The sequence below is a fragment of the Mycoplasma zalophi genome (assembly GCF_025486335.1).
Lineage (GTDB): Bacteria > Bacillota_I > Bacilli_A > Mycoplasmatales > Metamycoplasmataceae > Metamycoplasma > Metamycoplasma zalophi.
This window is the reverse complement of record NZ_JAOOPZ010000003.1, coordinates 25,215-48,878: the sequence shown is the minus strand read 5'-3', so window position 1 is coordinate 48,878 and position 23,664 is coordinate 25,215. Positions and strand designations below refer to the sequence as shown.

The following is a 23,664-nucleotide window of genomic DNA, read 5'->3' as shown; positions in this document are numbered from 1 at the left end:
ATGAAAAATAAACAAGAATATGATTTAAATATTTATACAGAAAAAATTGAAACTGAAGACACAAAAGACACTGTTTTAGATGTTGAAGATTTACATGTTAGTTTTAAGCTAGGTAAAAAACAATTATTACACATAATAAGAGGTATTGACCTTAAAATTAAAAAAGGTCAAATAGTAGGTATAGTAGGTGAATCAGGTTCTGGAAAGTCTGTTACTTCAAAAGCTTTAATTAATGTTAATGAAAGAACTTTAACAACTTCTAAGACAATGTCTATTGATAATATTGATTTATCTAAATTTAAAAAAGAAAAAGAATGAACAAAAATAAGAGGATCAAAAATTGGATATATTCCTCAAGATCCTTTAACATCATTAAATCCAACAAGAAAAATAGGAAAACAATTATTAGATGCACTTAATAATAACCCAGAGTGAAAAAAACGTTCTTTAAAAGACAAAAAAGAATATTTAATTGGTCTTTTAAAACAATTCGGGTTACGTAATGCAGAAGAAATTTTTTACATGTACCCTCACACATTAAGTGGAGGAATGAAACAAAGAGTTGTTATTACTATGGTAGTAGCTCTTAAACCACTAGTTATTATCGCCGATGAACCAACAACAGCATTAGATCCAACAGTTCAAGCATCTGTTTTAGCATTATTTGAAAACATTAGAAACACAATGGGAATTTCAATAATTTTAATTAGTCATAATATTTCTGTTGTTGCTAAATTCTGTGATTATATCTATGTTATGTATGCAGGAAGAATTGTTGAAAGAGGAACTAAAGAAGAAATTTTTACCGTTCCAGCTCACCCTTATACCTGAGCTTTAATAAGTGCAGTTCCAGAAGATAGAGAAGCTAGATTATTTTCAATTAAAGGAACACCACCAGATATGGCTAATTTAGGTTTAGGAGATCCTTTTGCACCTAGAAATGAATATGCAATGGAAATTGATTTTATTAAGGAACCTCCATTGATACCAATTTCAAAAACCCATTCAGCTGCAACATGACTATTACACCCTGATGCTCCAAAAGTCCATTTAAGAGAAGATTTAGTTAAACGTTTAGAATCATTTAGAAAGGTATTTTACAAAGATGAACAATAATAATAAAAAAGTTATTTTAGAAATAGATAATTTAAAGAAATACTTTATAAATAATGGACACATAAATAAAGCGGTAAATGGTGTTAGTTTCAATGTTCATGAAGGTGAAGTTGTTGGATTAATCGGTGAATCAGGTTCAGGAAAAACAACAATCGGTAGATCATTACTTAGACTTTATGATAATTATAATGGTTTTGTTCGTTTAGATGGAAGAATTATAAGTGGTAAGAAAATTTCTAAACGTCGTAATAAATTCCTAAGAAGAAACATGCAAATGATTTTCCAAGATCCACATGCTTCTTTAAATGGACAAAAAACTATTTATTCAACACTAAAAGAACCTTTAGTAGTAAATGGAATAATGAAAGAAAAATTACATGACATTTTTAGTGATTGAAATAAAGTAACAAAAATGTTTAAATATACATTTTCTAAAAAAACAAAAACCCTAGAATTAGAAAATTTAAATGAATTTAATAAAATTGCAACAAAATTTGTTGAACATTGAGAAAAAGAATTAAATAATATTCATTTCGATAATAATCTTAATTTAGAAGATAATTTCAACACATATTTTGCTTATCTAGAAGAAAAACAAAATATGGAAAGTGAAGTTATTAATGCAATGTATTCAAATACGACTAAATTAATTGAATACTACTACCAAAAACAAAAAGAATTTCGTGATAATACTTTAGAATATGATGAAATTGAAGTTAATAATCAAACTAAATTATTAAATGAAGGACTTTTAAAAGTTAAATATTCTCAACAACAATTAGATGCATACTATGAAGTAGAAAAAATAAAAGCGCAAGAATCAAAATTTACAAAAGATATAAAAGATTACAAAACAATTAACCAAAACACTTTTAAAAACTTTTATCAAGAATTTAAAAACGAAAAAGATTTAATTAAAAATTCACGTCTTTTAGCAACTGATTTAGATTATTACGCTTACAACCTAAAAAGAGAACTTTTAAACAAAAAAGCACTGAAGTTATTACAAAAAACCAGAATTCAACTAAGATATTTAGGATTTAGTGAAGTAAAAAGATTTGTAAATGACTTAAAACAATATATTTTAGCTTTTTATAATGAAGAATTGCAATTTCCTTACCAAAAACAATTAGCAAAAAAAATAAATCATACAATTGAAAAATCATTTAATTTTAATTATGATGATTACGTTGAACAAAATAAAGCTAATATTCAGGAAATAAAAGATGAATTCGCAAAATTCGACAAAAAAATAAATGAATTAAATTTAATTTTAAAAGAAAAACACCAACCTTTAATTACTAATGAAGAGTTAGAAACAATTAAACAAAATCTACAAAAAGCAAAAGATATTCAAGCTCAGGAAGTTAAAAAATATGTTGAAAAAAATAAAACTGTAATTGATGAATTAGATGTACAAATTAAAGATGTTAATGCTACTTATTATGGTTTAAGAGATAAAATTACTAATTTATCTGCAAAATTCAAAGAAGTACATAAAGAATTTTTAAATTACATTCAAAAAGCACCAATAAGTAGTTTTTACACTGAAGAATCAATTGAACAATTAACTGAAAAAGAAGAAAAAAACAAACGTAAATTCGCTGTTTTAAACTATAGTACAATAGTTACAAATAAACTAGAAACCCAAAAAACTTTTGACATTGAATATAAATATTTACTAAGAGATATTGCAGATATTGATTTACTTTTAGGAATTAATGAAACTTTTGTAAGTAAAATTCTTAAAAATAAAGCACCTTGACTTTTAAATGCATATGAATTTTTATACACAAATGTATTTATTCGTTATCGTGTTAAAAATTTATTATATAAAACTATAATTTATAAAAATTTAGAACAAGTAGGACTATTAAAACAATTTGCATACCGTTATCCACATGAATTTTCAGGTGGACAAAGACAAAGAATTGTTATTGCAAGAGCTTTAATTACTGAACCTAAAATCATTGTGGCTGATGAACCAATTGCAAGTTTAGATATTTCAATTCAAGCTCAAGTTGTTAACTTATTAAAAGATTTATGTAAATCAAAAAACATCGGTTTAATTTTTATAGCTCATGATTTAAGTATGATTGAATATGTTGCAGATCGTGTACAAATTATGCACCTTGGAAAAATAGTAGAAAGTGGAAAAACAGAAGCAATTTATGACACCCCTGTTCACCCTTATACTAAAAACTTATTCAAAGCTATTCCAAAAATTTCAAATGCTGATGAAAAATTCCAAAACGTTAGCTTTGAATTAGACTACCTTGAACAACAAAAATTCCCAAATATTCCAAAAACATATCAAGTTGAAGATGAGCATTATGTATACGGAACTAATGAACAAGTACATGATTGAACAAAGGTTTTAAAAGAAATAAAAACTTTAAAAATTGAAACAAAAGATGCATTAAGTTTCGAAGATTTAGAAAAAGCTAGAAAAACAAGAAACACTAAATTAAATAATCAAAAAAATAATGAAGAAAAACCATTTTAAAAATTTTTATAATAAATTAAAAACTTGAATAATAAAGGGGTTTAATTTATATACTGTTTCTTTTTTAGTGATAAACATTTTAATTTATATATTCGTGTTTTTAACTCTTGCCTACTGGTTAAAAGACTCAATTTTAATTGATGAAAATAATGTAAGACATACATTTAAAAACACAAAATCTATTTCTGATTCATTAACTGTTGCTAATGTTATGATTTTTAGCATCAATGTACTTAGTTTAATGATTAGAAAAGGTTTTGGGTCAGGTTTAAAAAAGATTTTACAAAATGTTTTTGATACTTTTAATTTTAAAAAGCAAAATGAGATGTTAAAAAAACGGAATATGTCACAATATGAATTAAAACAATTAGAAAATCAAAAACCTAAAAAAGAATCAAAAATCCATGGAAAACCAGAATATAAATCATCAAGTTTTATTTTTTGGACACTTATTTTCATAACAATATTTATTCAAATATCATTAATACCTTATATGATATAACTCAAAAATACTCGCATTTTTTGTGAGTATTTTATTTTTAATTTATAATTAAATTAAAATTTAATAAAAAAGGATAAAAAATGGATAAATATTATTTAATTGGTAACCACAAAATGAATTTAACATTTTCTGAAGAACAAAAATTTGTTAAAAATTTCAATGAATTAAGTGAGGAAAATATAAATTCAAATATATACGTTGGTATTTCAGTGAGTCCAAGTAATTTAGCTTTAAAAAGCGTAGTCGATTTAAATGAATTAAAGTTAGGATCACAAAATATTTCAATTTATGAAAAAGGAGCATATACTGGTGAAGTATCTGCAACTCAAGTAAAAGATTTATCGGTAGATTTTACAATATTAGGTCACTCAGAACGTAGAATACATTTTCAAGATAACCCATCTTTAATTAACATAAGAATTAAAAATGCACTTGAAAATGATTTAAATGTTATCTTATGTATTGGTGAAACAAAAGAAGAATATCAAGAAAATAAAACAATTGAATCATTAACTTATCAAATAGAAGAAGCATTAAAGGATGTTCAAAATCCAGAAAAAATCATAGTTAGTTATGAACCAATTTGATCAATTGGAACTGGATTAGTATCTTCAAATGAACATTTAAAAGAAATATATGATTTTTTAGAAAAAAAATTGCCTCATACAACTTTTATGTATGGAGGTTCTGCTAAACCTTCAAATATTTTACATTTGCTTGAAATTAAGCAAATTAAAGGATTTTTAGTTGGTAATGCATCTTTAGATTCAACAAGTTTTTTTGAAATGTATAAAATTTTATCAAATTTAGGAAAATAATGGAATCAGAATACGAATTACAAAATAGAATTGTTGAACTTTTAAAAATACATTACAGAGATAATAAAGAATCACAAAATAATAATGCAATACCAAAGGTTATAAAAAACGCAAATAATGAAGATTTAAAGCGAAATTGATGTGACATACTGAATATTATTAACAAAGATATTTTAAAAGATAAAAGATTAAATATAAGTCATATCGAGATTATTTTAGGTCAATTAGCAAAACAAACAGTTACTGAAATTCACGATCTTTTACAAATCGGTACTTTACCGGCTTATGATTATTTTCAAAATAACAAGCCTATTTACTTAAAATTATTTAAAGGTAAAGAATTTGAAGCTCATTTTGATAATCCTGATGCAATTTATCAAATAGCAACTGAAACAACATTCCAAACAGATAATAAATTAAAAAGTGAATTAAGAACTGATATTTTACTCCTAATTAATGGTTTACCAATTTATAACATTGAATTAAAAAAAGAAAGATCTAATATTCAAAAAGCTGTAAATCAATTAAAAAATTACAGTGAAGAATTATTTAAAAGAAAAATTTATGATGATGCTAAGCATCAAGTAATGTATAAATTTGTACAAATTTTAGTTGCAATGTCTGAAAATGAAATGATTTATACACCAAATCAAACAGATCCACAAAATATAAGTTCAAAACCAAGCGAATGATTTAACTGAACAAATAAAGATAATTCAAAAATTCATGGCTATGAACAAGTAGTGAAAACATTTTTTCAAATTCCTCTTACTCATCATTTAATTGCAAGATACACAGCAGCAAACATAAGCAATGACCAATTAATGGTTTTAAGAAGTTATCAAGTTCACGCTATTGAAGCAGCATTAAAAAACGTTGAAGAAGTAATTGAAAGCCAAAAAGAACACCAATTAAATAAAATTGGTTATGTTTGACATACAACAGGTTCAGGAAAAACCTTTACTAGTTTTAAACTTGCTCAATTATTAAAAAGAAAATACCCAGATCGTAGAGTAGTTCATGTAGTTGACAGAAGATCACTAAATCAACAAACAAAATTTCAATTTCAAAAATATGCAAATGATGATAGTTCAGAAGATAAATATATAATAAAAATTTCACAGCCTGATAATTCAAAATTCTTAAAAAGAAAATTAGAATCAAAACCAGATGCTGAAATAATAATAACTTCAATTCAATTGATTCATGAAATAAAAACTATCCAAGCTGAAACTGAAAAATTTATATTTGTATTTGATGAAGCACACCGTTCAACAGATGGAGAATGATTTATCCAATTCAAACAAAATTTCAAAAATGCCATGGTTATTGGTTTTACAGGTACACCAATTTTAAATGAAGAAGATGAAGAATCACAAAAAACTTTAACTCAACAAATTTTTGGTGAAGAAATTCATAAATATACAATGCAAGAAGGAATTCGTGACAAAAAAGTTCTACCTTTTACTATTAAATTAGATTATCGAAAAGAATTATTAGAATTTTATGGAGTTTTAGACTCAATGAAATCAAAAGCACTGGAACATCAAGATAATATTGAAAAATTTCAGTGTTTTTTAAGGGATAAAACGCAATTTTATAAAACATATGTTCAAACTTCTTGAAGTAGTATTTTTTCACGAAATGATTTTGATAATGCAAGACAAACATTTTTAAGTTTATTAGAAGAAAATGAACAAAATAATGATTTAAAGCAAAAATTAGAAAACAAATTAGAGTCACTTGGTTATTTTGAAAGTGATAATTATAAAAAATGAATAGTAGAAGAAATAATTGCTGATAGACAAGATAATAAAACCAGAATCTGAAGCGGTATTTTTGCAACATCAAGCATCGAAGAAGCTATTTGATACTACAAACAGTTTCAACAAGATCTTGCAAAGTCAAAAAGTGAAAATAAAATAAAAGTATCAGTTTTATTTGATTTTTCACTTTCTTCTGATTCTGCTAATTTTGAAGAACGCACGCGATTTTTAAATGAACTTTTAGATAAATATAATAAAGATTTCAACACCGCTTATAATGCTCGCGATCATTTAAGAGATGGTACATTTAAAACAGATATTGAAAAAAGACTAGCACAAGATATAAAAGAAGAAAATATCACCAAAACAATAAAAGATAAAGGAAATTCAGAACAAAAATTAGATTTATTAATTGTTGTTGATCAATTATTAACAGGATACGATTCTAAATTTGTAAACACCATTTATTTTGATAAAGAAATAAGTCAAAAATACTCAATAATTCAAGCTATTTCCAGAACAAATAGAATTTATCCAAATAAAAATTATGGAAAAGTTCATTTCTTTAAAAAACCAATTCAAATGAAAAATAACTTAGAAATGGCTTTAAGAATGTATGCAAATGTTACACCAGATCAATTTAATGGTTTTATTGAAGAATACAAACCTAAAAAACTTTTTGCAAAAATTTTACAAGAATATAATAACCTTGAAAATATTCGTCAAAAACTGAATATTCCTGAAGATTATGGCAGAATTCCAACTAATACTATGGAAACAGAATATCAAAATCTAGATCAAAAAACAAAAGATAATATTACAAAATTTTTAGAGTCATTTAATAATCTTTTTAACTACAGAAAAAAATGATATTATTTAGATCAAATTGAAAGAGAAAATTTCCATCAATCCCCTGTAATTTCTAAAAAAATAGAAGATATTACATGGTTTTATATTTTAAAGAAAAGATATCGAGATTTAGTTAATTTAATAAAACAAACTTCAGATCCTAACAAAATAGATGAAAGAAGCATAATAAATTTTGAAATTTTTGAAAATAATTCAAACAATATTGATTCAAACTTTAATATGAAAGTGGATGAAAACTTTTTAGAAAATTTAAAAAAACCTTTGACAAAAGATAAAATAATTGATATTTTAGAAGAAAAGCAAAAATGATATGAATATAATGATCAGATGATTATAAAAGAGTTAATAAAAGAAATTAATGATAATATTTATGTAATTGAGAATTACGATATATTTTTTAGTAATATTTTTGAAGAAATTTCTATATATATTGATAAATATAAAAATAAAAAACGCGAAAATGATATAAATTATTTTTTAGAATTAACAGGAATTAGTGCAGAGGATTTTCAAGACTATAAAGATATGGATTTAAGTCAAAAACAGATTTTAAAATATAAATACATTTTTCGATTAATTAAAGATAAAGAACATATTGATAATTTAGTTAAATTCTGTAAAGTTGAATTCCCTGATATAAAAGATATAGAAAAATCTAACTCAGCAAAAATAAAATGTATAAGATACTTTTTTGAAAAAAAGATAAATAATAAACAACAATAATTGTTGTTTTGTGGGTTATATAATATTAAAATAAATTGGATATAGATCTCATTACAAGATCTATATCTTTATTTTCAAGTTCATTTATAATGTGAAGATAAATTTTTTCAGTTGTATTCATGCTTGCATGACCTAGACGTTTTGCAACTGACGCAATAGATACCCCTGCATATAATAAAATAGATGCATGTGTGTGACGTAAACCGTGAATAGAAATTACTGGAATATTTGCTTTTTTACAACAGCGCTCTAATCGATCGTTAATGGTTGAATTAAAAATGCGTTCTTTAAAAACAAAAATTGGTTTGTCTATTTCAAGATCCTTAATTAAAAATGCAAATTTTGAACTAGTTAATCAATCTAATTGTATTTTTCTATTTGAAGTTTTGTTTTTTGTTAGTGCAAATCCAGTATTTTCTTTATAATCTCATGTTTTATTTACACTTAAAGTTTGTCTTGTAAAATCAAAATCTTTTGGAGTAATTCCTAATGCTTCTGAAAAACGCATTCCGGTTTTTGCAACTAAAAAAATCAATCAATCAAAATTCAATTTATCTTCTAGTTTTAATTCTTTTAAAAGTAATTGCAATTCAAATTGACTTAAAAATTTTGTTTTTTTCTCCCTTGGGAACTTTCCTTTAATAACTGCTTTTCTTGTGGGATTTACTAAAATTAATCCATCATCAAAAGCATCTAAGATACAACTTTTTAAATGATGATGGAAATCTAAAGTTGTTTGCTTTTCATGATAAACCGCATAGTCATTTAATATTTTTTGATAAGTAATTCTATCAATATCACATACTCTCAAATTTGGAACCAATTTAATAAGTCAATCCAGTGTTAATTTGTATTTTAAATACGTTATATTTCTAATTGACCCCTTTTTATATATTGATATTCAATTTTCAAAGTATTTATAAAATAAAATTTCGTTTTTTTTCATTATTTCCTTCCTAACCCACAGAAAAAAACAATGTATAATTACTATATTAAAATTGTAATTACTAAAATAATTTTTTTTATTTTTTATTGATTTTTTACTTATTATAAGTGGAGGACAAAATGGAAAAAACACAAATTGAATCTATTTTAAAAGAAATAGAAAAAAAATTCGGTAAAGAATCAATTATGTATTTAGGACAAAAACCTAATTTAAGTTGCAAAACATTTTCAACCGGTTCACTTACAATCAATAAAGCTTTAGGAATAAATGGTTGACCTAAAGGTAGAATTATAGAAATATATGGACCTGAAAGTAGTGGAAAAACTACTTTAGCATTACATGCAATTGCAGAAGTACAAAAAGAAGGTGGAATTGCTGCATTTATTGATGCAGAACATTCTATAGATCCAATTTATGCCTGTAATTTAGGAGTAAAAATTGATGAATTAATTCTTTCACAACCAGATAGTGGAGAACAAGCGCTTGAAATAGTGGATATTTTAACAAAATCAGGGAACATTGACTTAATTGTTGTTGATTCTGTTGCTGCATTAGTAACTGAAGCAGAACTTTCAGGAGAAATGCGTGATCAAACCATTGGTGGTCAAGCTAGATTAATGTCAAAAGCATTAAGAAAAATTACAGCAAGTCTGGCAAAAAATGAAACTAGTGTAATTTTTATTAATCAAATAAGAGAAAAAGTAGGTGTTATTTTTGGAAATCCAGAAACAACACCAGGTGGAAAAGCTTTGAAATTCTATTCATCAATAAGAGCAGAAGTAAGAAAAGCAAGTAATATAACTGATAACAATGAAATAAGTGGAAATGCTATTAAAGTTAAAATAGTAAAAAACAAACTTTCTGCACCATTTAAATCTGCTAATGTAGAAATAATTTTTTCAAAAGGTATTGATAAAATTGGTGAAATTATTGATTTAGCAGAAAAATATCAAATATTAGTTAAAAAAGGTTCATGATATTCATACAATGAACAAAACATTGCACAAGGAAAATCTAATTTAAAAATATATCTTGCTCAACACGAAGATGTTTTAAAAGAAATTAGCGAATTTGTAATTGAAAAAATATCAAATGAATAAATAAAATATCTTATTATGATATATTATTATAATTTTAAATTATAATCATATTATTATGTATGGAAAAAATAGTGATGAAGAAATTAATGTAGTATTTTTTGGAGATATTTTTGGAGATCCAGGTATTAATGTAGTTAAAAAATACATGGATGAAATAAAAACAAAATATAATCCTGACTTTTTGATAGCGCAAGCCGAAAATGTTTCAGGGAGAAAGGGTTTTAGACCTGAAGAATATCATAAATTAAAAGAAATTGGAATCAATGCATTTACTTTGGGGAATCATGTTTGAGCAGAAGAATCAATTAAATATATTATTGATAACGATGATATAATAAGACCTGCAAATATAAAAAATACATATCCAGGAAGCGGATATCGTGAATTTAAGGTAAAAAATTTTACTATAGGAATTGTATCTATTATGGGTATTCAATTTAATATTTTATTGAATCCTTGAAATGAAGAATCTGCAGATGATTTTTTTGCAAAAATAGATGAAATTTTAAATGATCATCACCCTGATTTTGTAATTATTGATTTTCATGGCGAAACAACAAGTGAAAAAAATGTTTTTTCTCTTTATTGTGATGGAAAAGTATCGGCTGTTTTAGGAACTCATACCCACGTTCAAACAAACGATGCAAGAATTTTACCTAATGGAACTTATTATTGTACTGATGTTGGAATGTGTGGACCTCATAATTCAGCGATTGGTGCAAATTACAAAGAGGTTTATGAAAAAATGCGTTATGGATCAAGAGCAAAATTCCAAATTTCTCCAAATTCATGTCACATTAATGCTATTTATTTTAAATTGACAAAAGATAAAAATAAACAAGAAATAAAATTAATAAATATTATAGAATAAGGACTTTATACTTTATGAACTCGATTAATAAAATTAAAAAAACCGTTAATTTTTCATATGATAGGATGCAAAAAAGGATGGAATATATAACAGTTTTATATCAATGTGAACTTTTTAAAATTGATATAAATACTGAAAAAATTTTTAATGATCTTACTATCAATGAAAATAAAGTAGAAACAATAGAAAAATTAAAAAATACTTTACCAAAAATTAAAAATTTATTGCAATTAGCCACAAATGATCGATTATGAGAACAAATTGAACCATTAGTGAGAGCAATTTTAATTTATGGAGTTTTTGAAATGAGTTTTAATGATCCGGCCTTGGTTATCAATGAAATGATAAACATTACAAAAATATACAGTCCAGGTAATACATATAAATTTGTTAATAGTATTTTAGATAAATTTAAAAAATAATATGACACAAGAAAACATTAAAAAAATTAACAATAACATCAGAAAACTTAAATTATTACTATATACAAATCCAAAGTCATTAAAATATATATCACGTTTTAAACATAAACAAATGCAATTTTTAGTTTCAAAAATATTTTTGCTTTTTGAAAGTTCACTTTCTTTAAATGAATTAATAAAAATTGAATATGAATTGTTAGAAAAAAATTTTTTAAAAGATATGTATGTTGATATTTTTATGGACAACAAATCTACTTTTAATGAACAATTTATAAATTGCAAATGAGAAAGTTTTGCAAAATTCCTTTATTATATTTTTCAAACTTCAACTTACTTTTATGATAAAAAACATAAAGTTCCTAACATTTTTATTATTGGTGGTGAAACCACTATGAACGAAGAAAAACGTAGACTTTTTAACGAATTTTCTGAAAGTTTAGAAAAAGCAAGTAGTAACTTTAATTTTTATGTAAAGCAAATATTAAAATGAGTAAAATAGTCAAGAAAAGATTAGATATTATTGTGAGTGAAAAGTTTGAATTTACAATTTTAGAAGCTGAAATGCAAATAAGAAGCGGAAATATTTTAGTAAATAGTGACAAAATATTTTTACCTTCCTTAAAATTTTCAGAAGATTCTAAAATTGAAATAATAAATCAAAAGGAATATGTATCAAGAGGATCTTATAAACTTTTAAAAGCAATTAAAGAATTTAAAATTAATTTAAAAGATTTTGTGTGTTTAGATATTGGTGCAAGTACTGGTGGATTTGTTGATGTTTTATTAAAACACAATGCAAAAAAAGTTTATGCAGTAGATGTAGGAAAAGCACAATTACATAATTCACTAATTAATAATGAAAAAGTAGTAAATTATGAAAAGACCAATGTAAAAGATTTAAATCTTAGTTATTTTAATGAAGAATTAGATTTAATAACTTGTGATGTTAGTTTTATTAGTTTAAAATATGTTTTTAGTGTTGCAAAAAATTTATTAAATCCACAAAAGCAAATAGTAGTTTTAATCAAACCACAATTTGAAGCTTCTTCAAAATATGTTGAAGCAGGTGGATATGTTGATGAACAATATCATCCTTATTTAATTGAAAAAGTTAAAGGTTTTGCATTAGAAAACCAATTTCAATTTAACAATATAGCAAAAAGTCCAATTGCAGGAAATAAATCAAAAAATATTGAATATCTTGCACTATTTACAAAAATATAATGAAAGGTGAAAATATGAATTATAAGAATCGTTTTCCAATGTTAGTAAATAATCCAGATTTAGTTTACTTTGATAATGGTGCACTAGCATTAAAACCTGATTTAGTCTGTGAAGCAGGAAATGATTTTTATACCAAATATTCAATATCAACCAGAACAAAGGATTCTAAGTTAGGACTAAAAACAAGCGCATTTATAACACAAACAAGACAAAAATTAGCTTCATTAGTTGATGCTGATGAAGAAAATGTTATTTTTACATCAGGTTCAACAGAGAGTTTAAATCAAATAGCTATGATGGTAGCTGATATAGTTAAAGATGGCGACGAAATATTATTTTCTTTATTTAACCATGCTTCTAATGTTCTCCCTTTCTTTTACTATTTACAAAATAAAAATGTTACTTACAAATATTTTTCAGATCAAACTGAATTATTAAATATGATTAATCCAAAAACAAAAATTATTTGTTTAAGTCAAATTACAAATAATTTTAATGTTAAGTACGATTTAGATGAAATTTATAAATTATGTAAAGAGAATGAAGTGTTTTTAATAAATGATGCTGCTCAAGCAATTGCATATAAAAAAGTTACAATTGCAAATTGTGATGCAATAATTATGTCAGCTAATAAATTTTATGGTCCTACAGGATTAGGTTCTATGATTTTTTCAAAACGACTTTATAATAAATTAAGACCTAAAAAATTTGGTGGTGGAGCTTCAAAATATCTAAATTACACAGATGTATTATCACCACTTGCTTTTGAAGCAGGTACACAAAATTTTGCAGGAATATTTCAATTAAATTCAGCACTTGATTTTGTAAATGAAATTGGACTTGAAAATATAAATAAAAAAGTTACTAAAATTTCTTATTATTTACATAATAAATTAAAAGAGCTTGATAATATTGTTTTATATTCTAAACCAGGTGATGTAATTTGTTTGTTTAATGTAAAAAATGTAGCAAGTCAAGATGTTGCAAGTTACTTAGGGAATAATTCAATTTATGTAAGAAGTGGAACTTTTTGTGCATGATTTATGGAAAATATAAGCGAAGTAAAAGGTACTTATGTAAGAGTTTCATTAGGATTTTATAACGATGAATCAGATGTTAATAAATTAATTGATAAATTAAAAACAGGAGGTGATTTTCTTGACTACTTATAGCAATTTAGAAAAAAGAGAAATAATTTATTCACATTATGAAAAACCAAACAATTTTTCGGAACATAAAGATGCAAAAAGCATTTTAGATCATTCTAATACAGGGTGCGCTGATAATTTAGTTTTAAATGTAGAAGTTGAAAATAATATTTTAAAAAACGCAACTTTTAATGGTATCGGTTGTTCTATTTTTATGGCCGCAAGCGATATTATGATTGATATTTTAAAAAATAAAACTATCAATGAAATTAAATTAATAATTAATGAATATGAAAATATGATTTTCAATTCAAAAATTAATAATGTTGATATATTGGGAGATTTAATTATTTTTGAAAATGTAAGAGTTCATATGAATCGTGTTGAATGTGCAACTATTATTTCTAGATCATTTAAAAAAGCTCTAAATATTGAATAAGCAAATTATTTTTCATATCGACATGGATTCATTTTTTGTAAGTTGTGAAAGGATAGTAAAAGAAGAGTTAAGAAATACTCCTGTTGCCATAGCAAAAGATACAAAAAGATCAATTGCATCCGCTTTAAGTTATGAGGCAAAAAAATTAGGTGCAAAAGTTGGTATGCCTGTTTATCAATTAAAAACTTTGATACCTAATATTATTCTTGTAAAACCTAACTTACCATTTTATAACTTAATTAGTAATCGAATTTTTGATTATATATATAATAATGTAACAAAAGATTTAGAAATATATAGTATAGATGAATGCTATATCGATATGAGTTTAAAAGTTAAAAATTATGAAGATGCTTATAACGAAGCTAAAAAAATTCAAGAACAAATTAAAAGAGTATTTAAAATACCGTGTTCAATTGGGATAAGTTACAATAAATTTCTTGCAAAAATGTCAACTAATTTAGCAAAACCTCATGGTATATTAATTACTAAAAATGAAGATATAAAAAAACATTTTTACAAATTACCTATTAATAATTTTTTTGGGATTGGAAAACACAATACTCAAAAATTAATAAGTGAAGGTATTAATACTATTGAAGATTTTGTGAATTATGATAATTTTAATATTTTAAAAAAACATTTAGGAAATAATTTTTGATCTCTTAAACAGCAAATTTCAGGAAATGATGTAATAAAAAAAGAAAAAATTATGACCACAGTTAAATCTATTGGTAATAGTTTAACCTTTGAAATGGATAATTTATTTATTGCAGAAGACATTTTAAGACAATTGCGTTATTTATCCTTTAAAGTTGCTGAGAGATTAAAATCAAATAATAATTTTGGTTCTATTGTAAAATTATCATTACGACAAATGGATGGAATATGAATTTCTTTTCAGCAAAACATTCATGATAATATTTTTGATTTCGAAGATATTTATAAACAAATAAGTAGTTTGTTTTGGGAACATTGAAATGAAAATCCACTTCGAGGAGTTGGAGTAACTGTAGCACAATTAAAATCATATGGTGATATGAGTTTAGATCTTTTTCAAAAAAGAAAAGAGCAGACTCCTAAAGAAATAGTCAACAATATTAATTATATGTTTAATAAGAAAGTTCTGCAAATAGCAAAAGATTTACAAAATAAAGATAAATCTAAAATTAGTAATACAAAATTTGTAAATGAAACTTATAAAAATGTTGCAAAAAATAAAATAAAAATATAAGTGAGGAAATATGAAGATAGGTTTATATGGTGGAACTTTTGACCCGATCACAAAAGGACATATTAAAATTGCTAAACATGCAATTGAAAATTTAAGTCTAGATAAATTAATTTTTATTCCAGCTTATGTTAATCCTTTTAAAACAAAACAAAAATCTGTTGATTGTAACCATAGATTTAATATGATAAATCTTATTTTAGAAGATAAGATGGAAGTTAGTGCGTTTGAAATCAACAAAAAAGGTCCTTCATATACAATCGAAACTTTAAAATATTTTAAAAATAAATTTCCTAATGATAAATTATTCTTTTTATTCGGCTCAGATAATTTAAATTCAATCAATAAATGAAAAAATATTGATGAATTTAAAAATTTTGCGCAATTGGTTTGCTACCGTCGTTCTAATAATATAAATAAAATAAATTTAAAAAAATATAATATAAAAATGATGAATAATACTTTATATAATTTTTCTTCTACTACATATAGGCAAGGCAATATATCTATGGTTACAAAAGAAGTTCAAAATTATATAGCAAACAATTATTTATATTTAGAAGATATTTTAAGAAATACATTATCAGTTAATAGATATAAACATTCAAAACAAGCAGCAGATTTTGCTTTAAAATTAGCAGATCATTTAAACTATTCTAAAAAAGTAGCATATTATGCAGGATTACTTCATGATATTACAAAAGAATGAACTATTGATCAACATCGTAATTTTCTAAAAAGATATAATATTGATGAAAAAAAAATAGAAGATCATCAACTTCATCAAAAAACAGGGTATTTATATTTAAAAAATGTTTTATTAATAAAAAATTCTCAAATATTAAAAGCAATAGAGTATCACACTACATTAAATTACTCTATGTCAACATTATCTAAGATAGTTTATGTAGCTGACAAAATATGTGCTGGCAGAGCTTGAGAAGGTATACAAGAGTACCGTAAATTAGTATTTTTAAATTTTGATGAAGGTTATAAAAAGCTAGTTTTAAAAATCTGAAATCACTACAAAGAAAACAATTATTCTTTAACTGAAGAACAAAATAATATATATATAAAAAATATATAAAAAAAGGCAAGTAATTTTACTTGCTTTTAATTTATTTATGATATGATTATAGAGCAAGTAAATTTCTATATATTACTTAAAAAATCCAAGACAATAATTTAAAAAAAATTATTTTTTTTAAAAATTAAATATAAAATATGATATGATTAATTAGCAAGTAATTGATCCACAAATAATCTACAAAAAAATTATTTTTTTTAAAAAAATTTTGAATTATTGTAGTATAATTTTATTTGCAAATTATGTAAAATAGTTCTTTGAAAACTGGATATAAATACCATAAATCGTCAATTCAATTTATTATTAAGAGTTTGATCCTGGCTCAGGATGAACGCTGGCTGTGTGCCTAATACATGCATGTCGAACGAGTAGCTTGCTACTAGTGGCGAATGGGTGAGTAACACGTGCTTAATCTGCCTTTTAGATTGGGATAACAAACGGAAACGTTTGCTAATACCGGATATGTAATATATTCGCATGAATTTATTATGAAAGGAGCTTTACGGCTTCACTAAAAGATGAGGGCGCGGAACATTAGTTAGTTGGTAGGGTAATGGCCTACCAAGACTATGATGTTTAGCCGGGTTGAGAAACTGAACGGCCACACTGGGACTGAGATACGGCCCAGACTCCTACGGGAGGCAGCAGTAGGGAATATTCCACAATGGGCGAAAGCCTGATGGAGCGACACAGCGTGCACGATGAAGGCCTTCGGGTTGTAAAGTGCTGTTATTGGGGAAGAACACTAAAAAGAGGAAATGCTTTTTAGCTGACGGTACCCAATCAGAAAGCGATGGCTAACTATGTGCCAGCAGCCGCGGTAATACATAGGTCGCAAGCGTTATCCGGAATTATTGGGCGTAAAGCGTTCGTAGGTTGTTTGTTAAGTCTGGTGTCAAAGCCCGGGGCTCAACCCCGGTATGCATTAGATACTGACAAACTAGAATTAGATAGAGGTAAGCGGAATTCCATGTGAAGCGGTGAAATGCGTAGATATATGGAAGAACACCAAAGGCGAAGGCAGCTTACTGGGTCTATATTGACACTGAGGGACGAAAGCGTGGGGAGCAAACAGGATTAGATACCCTGGTAGTCCACGCTGTAAACGATGATCATTAGTCGGTGGATGATTCACTGACGCAGCTAACGCATTAAATGATCCGCCTGAGTAGTATGCTCGCAAGAGTGAAACTTAAAGGAATTGACGGGGACTCGCACAAGCGGTGGAGCATGTGGTTTAATTTGAAGATACGCGGAGAACCTTACCCACTCTTGACATCTTCCGCAAAGCTATAGAGATATAGTGGAGGTTAACGGAATGACAGATGGTGCATGGTTGTCGTCAGCTCGTGTCGTGAGATGTTAGGTTAAGTCCTATAACGAGCGCAACCCCTATTTTTAGTTACTAACAGGTTATGCTGAGAACTCTAGAAATACTGCCTGGGTAACCAGGAGGAAGGTGGGGATGACGTCAAATCATCATGCCTCTTACGAGTGGGGCTACACACGTGCTACAATGGTCGGTACAAAGAGATGCAATACGGTGACGTGGAGCAAATCTCAAAAAGCCGATCTCAGTTCGGATTGAAGTCTGCAACTCGACTTCATGAAGTCGGAATCGCTAGTAATCGCAAATCAGCAACGTTGCGGTGAATACGTTCTCGAGTCTTGTACACACCGCCCGTCACACCATGGGAGCTGGTAATGCCCGAAGCCGGTTAGTTAACTTCGGAGACGACTGTCTAAGGTAGGACTGGTGACTGGGGTGAAGTCGTAACAAGGTATCCCTACGAGAACGTGGGGATGGATCACCTCCTTTCTACGGAGTACATAAGATTATTTAAAATAATAATCATATCACCATGAACTTTTTTAAGTTCATTTAACAGTTACAAAAAAAAGATTTATGAAAATTTATATCCAGTTTTGAGAGTTCTATCTCTCTTATAGTTCTTTGAAAACTGAATAGAAAAGACATTTGTAAATATTAATATTTCAAACGTTTTGATCAACCAATATAGAATACAAAATCATATCTAATTCTTAATTTTAAATTAGGACAATAGGTCATACTATTAAATAAGTAAGAGTTTTTGGTGGATGCCTTGGGTCTGGAAGTCGATGAAGGACGCGATTACCTGCGATAAGCCTCGTGGAGCTGGAAATAAGCTATGAAACGGGGATTTCCGAATGGGGAAACCTAACTAGATTAATCTCTAGTTGCATTCTAATGAATACATAGTTAGAATTGTGAGACACGTTGAGAACTGAAACATCTTAGTACCAACAGGAAAAGAAAATAAATAATGATTCCCTGAGTAGCGGCGAGCGAACGGGGAAGAGCCTAAACCAACACTTGTTGTTGGGGTTGTGGGACAACTTACATAGAGTTACAAAATTCATAGATAGCAGAAGGAGTTGGAATGCTCCACAATATAGGGTGAAAGTCCCGTACGCGAAATTTATGAATCTCTTAGTTGAATCCCGAGTAGGGCGGGGCACGTGAAACCCTGTCTGAATCTGCCGGGACCATCCGGTAAGGCTAAATACTAACCAGACACCGATAGTGAACTAGTACCGTGAGGGAAAGGTGAAAAGAACCCCGAGAGGGGAGTGAAATAGATTCTGAAACCAATTACTTACAGTTAGTCAGAGCCCGTTAATGGGTGATGGCGTACATCTTGCAGTATGGACCGGCGAGTTATGACAGCATGCTAGGTTAAGTAGAATAAAGCGAAGCCGTAGAGAAATCGAGTCTGAATAGGGCGCTTTAGTATGTTGTTATATACCCGAAACCAGGTGATCTACCCATGAGCAGACTGAAACTTAGGTAAAACTAAGCGGAGGGTCGAACCGTAGTACGCTAAAAAGTGCCCGGATGACTTGTGGGTAGGGGTGAAATTCCAATCGAACTTGGAGATAGCTGGTTCTCTTCGAAATAGCTTTAGGGCTAGCGTGTAGTGTTAAATAATGGGGGTAGAGCACTGAATATGGAATGGCGGCGCCTAGCTGTACTGACTATAATCAAACTCCGAATACCATTATGTATTGCTATGCAGTCGGAACATCGGTGATAACGTCGATGCTCGCGAGGGAAACAACCCAGATCGTCAGCTAAGGTCCCAAAATTGTGTTAAGTGAGAAAGGTTGTGGGATTTCTTAAACAGCTAGGATGTTGGCTTAGAAGCAGCCATCGTTTAAAGAGTGCGTAATAGCTCACTAGTCGAGAGATCCTGTGCCAATAATTTAACGGGACTAAAACACAATACCGAAGCTACGGGCATGTAAATGCGTTAGGAGAGCGTTCTAAGGGCATTGAAGCTAGACTGTGAAGACTAGTGGAGCGCTTAGAAGTGAGAATGCCGGTATGAGTAACGATTCAGAGTGAGAATCTCTGACGCCTATTGGGGAAGGTTTCCTGGGCAAGGTTCGTCCACCCAGGGTTAGTCAGGACCTAAGACGAGGCCGAAAGGCGTAGCCGATGGACAACAGGTTAATATTCCTGTACTTCCTTAAAGTGTGATGGAGTGACGGAGAAGGATAGCATTACCACTTATCGGATTGTGGGGTAAGCATTTAGAGGGTTACTGGAGGCAAATCCCTAGTAACTTAACCTTGAGATGTGATGCATAGTGAAATGGCAACAAAGTAATGAATTATGTGATTCCATGCTTCTTAAAAAAGCTTCTAACTTAAGCTTTAAGGGACCTGTACCGAGAACGAACACACGTCCCCAAGATGAGTATTCTAAGGCGAGCGAGAAAACCAATGTTAAGGAACTCTGCAAAATTATCCCGTAAGTTCGCAAGAAGGGATGCCAATAGAAATATTGGCCGCAGTAAAATGTGAGGGGGAACTGTTTATCAAAAACACAGCTCTATGCTAAGTCGTAAGACGATGTATATAGGGTGACGCCTGCCCAGTGCCCGAAGGTTAAGATGATGTGTTAGCTATGCGAAGCACTGATTTGAAGCCCGGGTGAACGGCGGCCGTAACTATAACGGTCCTAAGGTAGCGAAATTCCTTGTCGGCTAAATACTGACCTGCACGAAAGGCGCAATCATCTCTTAACTGTCTCAACATTGGACTCGGTGAAATTATGGTCCCAGTGAAAACGCTGGGTTCCCGCATCAAGACGAAAAGACCCCGTGGAGCTTTACTATAACTTCGTATTGAATTTTGGCTTAACATGTGTAGGATAGGTGGGAGACTTTGAAGCTTGGACGCTAGTCCAAGTGGAGTCATCCTTGAAATACCACCCTTGTTAATTTGAAATTCTAACTTGCTACCATTATCTGGTAGGAGGACAGTGCGTGGTGGGTAGTTTGACTGGGGCGGTCGCCTCCTAAAGGGTAACGGAGGCGTTCAAAGTTACACTCAATACAGTCAGAAACTGTATGTAGAGCATAAAGGTAAAAGTGTGATTGACTGTGAGACCTACAAGTCGAGCAGGTGCGAAAGCAGGACTTAGTGATCCGGCGGTACTTCATGGAAAGGCCGTCGCTCAACGGATAAAAGCTACCCCGGGGATAACAGGCTTATCTTCCCCAAGAGATCACATCGACGGGAAGGTTTGGCACCTCGATGTCGGCTCATCGCATCCTGGAGCTGGAGTCGGTTCCAAGGGTTGGGCTGTTCGCCCATTAAAGCGGTACGCGAGCTGGGTTCAGAACGTCGTGAGACAGTTCGGTTCCTATCTGATGTGGGCGTTGGAATATTGATGAGAGCTGCTCTTAGTACGAGAGGACCGGAGTGGACGTACCGATGGTGTTCCAGTTGTTTCGCCAGAAGCATAGCTGGGTAGCCAAGTACGGAAAGGATAACCGCTGAAAGCATCTAAGCGGGAAGCCTCCTCAAAGATGAATATTCCCTATGAAATTCCTTATAGACTATGAGGTTGATAGGCTGGAGGTGTAAGTGTAGTAATACATTCAGCTGACCAGTACTAATAAATTCAATGGTTTAATAGTTTATATTTTATGTTGGTAAATGTACAAGTTTTCTATTCAGTTTTCAGAGTTCTAGAAAAAAATAAAATGAATTCTGTTTTTATATGCTTTTTTTTAAAAAAATAATAAAAAATAGTGTATAATATTAAAGCATTTAACAAAAAATGTGATAGTTCTTTGAAAACTGGATATAAATACCATAAATCGTCAATTCAATTTATTATTAAGAGTTTGATCCTGGCTCAGGATGAACGCTGGCTGTGTGCCTAATACATGCATGTCGAACGAGTAGCTTGCTACTAGTGGCGAATGGGTGAGTAACACGTGCTTAATCTGCCTTTTAGATTGGGATAACAAACGGAAACGTTTGCTAATACCGGATATGTAATATATTCGCATGAATTTATTATGAAAGGAGCTTTACGGCTTCACTAAAAGATGAGGGCGCGGAACATTAGTTAGTTGGTAGGGTAATGGCCTACCAAGACTATGATGTTTAGCCGGGTTGAGAAACTGAACGGCCACACTGGGACTGAGATACGGCCCAGACTCCTACGGGAGGCAGCAGTAGGGAATATTCCACAATGGGCGAAAGCCTGATGGAGCGACACAGCGTGCACGATGAAGGCCTTCGGGTTGTAAAGTGCTGTTATTGGGGAAGAACACTAAAAAGAGGAAATGCTTTTTAGCTGACGGTACCCAATCAGAAAGCGATGGCTAACTATGTGCCAGCAGCCGCGGTAATACATAGGTCGCAAGCGTTATCCGGAATTATTGGGCGTAAAGCGTTCGTAGGTTGTTTGTTAAGTCTGGTGTCAAAGCCCGGGGCTCAACCCCGGTATGCATTAGATACTGACAAACTAGAATTAGATAGAGGTAAGCGGAATTCCATGTGAAGCGGTGAAATGCGTAGATATATGGAAGAACACCAAAGGCGAAGGCAGCTTACTGGGTCTATATTGACACTGAGGGACGAAAGCGTGGGGAGCAAACAGGATTAGATACCCTGGTAGTCCACGCTGTAAACGATGATCATTAGTCGGTGGATGATTCACTGACGCAGCTAACGCATTAAATGATCCGCCTGAGTAGTATGCTCGCAAGAGTGAAACTTAAAGGAATTGACGGGGACTCGCACAAGCGGTGGAGCATGTGGTTTAATTTGAAGATACGCGGAGAACCTTACCCACTCTTGACATCTTCCGCAAAGCTATAGAGATATAGTGGAGGTTAACGGAATGACAGATGGTGCATGGTTGTCGTCAGCTCGTGTCGTGAGATGTTAGGTTAAGTCCTATAACGAGCGCAACCCCTATTTTTAGTTACTAACAGGTTATGCTGAGAACTCTAGAAATACTGCCTGGGTAACCAGGAGGAAGGTGGGGATGACGTCAAATCATCATGCCTCTTACGAGTGGGGCTACACACGTGCTACAATGGTCGGTACAAAGAGATGCAATACGGTGACGTGGAGCAAATCTCAAAAAGCCGATCTCAGTTCGGATTGAAGTCTGCAACTCGACTTCATGAAGTCGGAATCGCTAGTAATCGCAAATCAGCAACGTTGCGGTGAATACGTTCTCGAGTCTTGTACACACCGCCCGTCACACCATGGGAGCTGGTAATGCCCGAAGCCGGTTAGTTAACTTCGGAGACGACTGTCTAAGGTAGGACTGGTGACTGGGGTGAAGTCGTAACAAGGTATCCCTACGAGAACGTGGGGATGGATCACCTCCTTTCTACGGAGTACATAAGATTATTTAAAATAATAATCATATCACCATGAACTTTTTTAAGTTCATTTAACAGTTACAAAAAAAAGATTTATGAAAATTTATATCCAGTTTTGAGAGTTCTATCTCTCTTATAGTTCTTTGAAAACTGAATAGAAAAGACATTTGTAAATATTAATATTTCAAACGTTTTGATCAACCAATATAGAATAC

General features: G+C 29.7%; 15 protein-coding genes and 3 rRNA genes. 17 read left to right on the top strand and 1 reads right to left on the bottom strand.

Going from position 1 to position 23,664, the window contains the following annotated elements:
* The 5 genes from N8G13_RS02480 (at position 1) to N8G13_RS02460 (ending at position 8,301) form a co-directional block, all read left to right on the top strand.
* Positions 1 to 1,116 (top strand): ABC transporter ATP-binding protein, encoded by a 1,116-nt coding sequence (locus tag N8G13_RS02480; protein ID WP_262289328.1) that lies wholly within the window; start codon positions 1 to 3, stop codon positions 1,114 to 1,116.
* Entirely contained in the window at positions 1,106 to 3,622 is a 2,517-nt protein-coding gene (locus tag N8G13_RS02475; protein WP_262289327.1) for an ATP-binding cassette domain-containing protein, read from the top strand. The genes N8G13_RS02480 and N8G13_RS02475 overlap by 11 nt, the downstream gene beginning before the upstream one ends.
* Positions 3,603 to 4,124, top strand: coding sequence for a hypothetical protein (locus N8G13_RS02470; RefSeq protein ID WP_262289326.1), 522 nt, complete (start codon positions 3,603 to 3,605; stop codon positions 4,122 to 4,124). The genes N8G13_RS02475 and N8G13_RS02470 overlap by 20 nt, the downstream gene beginning before the upstream one ends.
* An 80-nt stretch (positions 4,125 to 4,204) precedes the next feature.
* Complete coding sequence (locus tag N8G13_RS02465; protein WP_262289325.1) at positions 4,205 to 4,942, top strand: triose-phosphate isomerase; 738 nt, start codon at positions 4,205 to 4,207, stop codon at positions 4,940 to 4,942.
* A complete protein-coding gene (locus N8G13_RS02460) occupies positions 4,942 to 8,301 on the top strand; it encodes a type I restriction enzyme subunit R domain-containing protein (protein ID WP_262289324.1) in 3,360 nt (1,119 codons plus the stop codon). Before N8G13_RS02465 ends, N8G13_RS02460 begins: the two co-directional genes overlap by 1 nt.
* Positions 8,302 to 8,326: 25 nt before the next feature.
* On the opposite strand, the gene N8G13_RS02455 is transcribed toward N8G13_RS02460, so the two are convergent.
* A complete protein-coding gene (locus N8G13_RS02455) occupies positions 8,327 to 9,247 on the bottom strand; it encodes a site-specific integrase (protein ID WP_262289323.1) in 921 nt (306 codons plus the stop codon).
* Between the two features lie 119 nt (positions 9,248 to 9,366).
* On the opposite strand from N8G13_RS02455, the gene recA reads away from it, so the two are divergent.
* The 12 genes from recA to N8G13_RS02395 all read left to right on the top strand — a co-directional run bounded on the left by recA (position 9,367) and on the right by N8G13_RS02395 (position 23,457).
* Positions 9,367 to 10,347 (top strand): recombinase RecA, encoded by a 981-nt coding sequence (gene recA / locus N8G13_RS02450; RefSeq protein WP_262289322.1) that lies wholly within the window; start codon positions 9,367 to 9,369, stop codon positions 10,345 to 10,347.
* Positions 10,348 to 10,402: 55 nt separating this feature from the next.
* Positions 10,403 to 11,218 (top strand): TIGR00282 family metallophosphoesterase, encoded by an 816-nt coding sequence (locus N8G13_RS02445; RefSeq protein ID WP_262289321.1) that lies wholly within the window; start codon positions 10,403 to 10,405, stop codon positions 11,216 to 11,218.
* Between the two features lie 77 nt (positions 11,219 to 11,295).
* A complete protein-coding gene (locus N8G13_RS02440) occupies positions 11,296 to 11,640 on the top strand; it encodes a transcription antitermination factor NusB (protein ID WP_246529882.1) in 345 nt (114 codons plus the stop codon).
* 1 nt (position 11,641) lies between these two features.
* On the top strand, positions 11,642 to 12,139 hold the full coding sequence (locus N8G13_RS02435; RefSeq protein ID WP_262289320.1) for a hypothetical protein: 498 nt from the start codon (positions 11,642 to 11,644) through the stop codon (positions 12,137 to 12,139).
* Complete coding sequence (locus tag N8G13_RS02430; protein ID WP_262289319.1) at positions 12,127 to 12,864, top strand: TlyA family RNA methyltransferase; 738 nt, start codon at positions 12,127 to 12,129, stop codon at positions 12,862 to 12,864. Before N8G13_RS02435 ends, N8G13_RS02430 begins: the two co-directional genes overlap by 13 nt.
* A gap of 14 nt (positions 12,865 to 12,878) precedes the next feature.
* Positions 12,879 to 14,036 (top strand): aminotransferase class V-fold PLP-dependent enzyme, encoded by a 1,158-nt coding sequence (locus N8G13_RS02425; RefSeq protein WP_262289318.1) that lies wholly within the window; start codon positions 12,879 to 12,881, stop codon positions 14,034 to 14,036.
* Positions 14,023 to 14,451, top strand: a complete 429-nt coding sequence (gene sufU, locus N8G13_RS02420; protein WP_262289317.1) for a Fe-S cluster assembly sulfur transfer protein SufU — start codon at positions 14,023 to 14,025, stop codon at positions 14,449 to 14,451. The genes N8G13_RS02425 and sufU overlap by 14 nt, the downstream gene beginning before the upstream one ends.
* 22 nt (positions 14,452 to 14,473) lie before the next feature.
* Complete coding sequence (locus N8G13_RS02415) at positions 14,474 to 15,685, top strand: Y-family DNA polymerase (protein ID WP_262289316.1); 1,212 nt, start codon at positions 14,474 to 14,476, stop codon at positions 15,683 to 15,685.
* A 10-nt stretch (positions 15,686 to 15,695) separates the two neighbouring features.
* Positions 15,696 to 16,769 (top strand): nicotinate-nucleotide adenylyltransferase, encoded by a 1,074-nt coding sequence (locus N8G13_RS02410; RefSeq protein ID WP_262289315.1) that lies wholly within the window; start codon positions 15,696 to 15,698, stop codon positions 16,767 to 16,769.
* Positions 16,770 to 17,068: 299 nt separating this feature from the next.
* Positions 17,069 to 18,588, top strand: a 16S ribosomal RNA gene (locus N8G13_RS02405).
* Between the two features lie 254 nt (positions 18,589 to 18,842).
* Positions 18,843 to 21,739 (top strand): 23S ribosomal RNA (locus N8G13_RS02400).
* Between the two features lie 198 nt (positions 21,740 to 21,937).
* Positions 21,938 to 23,457, top strand: a 16S ribosomal RNA gene (locus N8G13_RS02395).
* Together the 16S and 23S rRNA genes form the textbook arrangement of a ribosomal RNA operon.
* Positions 23,458 to 23,664: the final 207 nt, after the last annotated feature.